This window comes from Streptomyces chisholmiae, from assembly GCF_031845445.1.
Taxonomy (GTDB): Bacteria; Actinomycetota; Actinomycetes; order Streptomycetales; family Streptomycetaceae; genus Streptomyces; species Streptomyces chisholmiae.
In genome coordinates, this window is record NZ_JAVREO010000095.1 from 1 (window position 1) to 491 (window position 491).

General features: G+C 63.7%; 1 protein-coding gene. It reads left to right on the top strand.

The window, feature by feature from the left end:
- On the top strand, nucleotides 1–442 hold a 442-nt coding region (locus tag RM844_RS32235; RefSeq protein ID WP_311670997.1), incomplete at its 5' end, for a cytochrome P450.
- Nucleotides 443–491 lie beyond the last annotated feature (49 nt).

Here is a 491-nt window from a genome sequence, read left to right on the forward strand (position 1 = left end):
GTTCAAGCGGGAGCGGCCGAAGACCGCCGTCGACGAGATCATTCGTTGGGCCACGCCGGTGTCGGCCTTCCAGCGCACCGCCAGCGAGGACACCGAGATCTCCGGGGTCAAGATCAAGGCCGGTGAGCGTGTGGTGATGTCATACCGTTCGGCGAACTTCGACGACGCGGTGTTCGAGGACCCGTTCACCTTCAACATCCTTCGCGATCCCAACCCGCACGTCGGCTTCGGCGGCACCGGGGCGCACTATTGCATCGGAGCCAACCTGGCGCGCCTGACGATCAACCTGATCTTCAACGCGGTTGCCGACCACATGCCCGACCTCAAGCCCGTCGGGGATCCCGAGCGGCTGAAGTCCGGATGGCTCAATGGTATTAAGCATTGGCCGGTCGACTACACGGGCACGTGCCCCGTGGCCGGCGGGCCGGCACATCAGGCCTGAGCGCACTGTCGTCTAAACGGATCAAGGAGGATTCGGGTGGATTTCACAC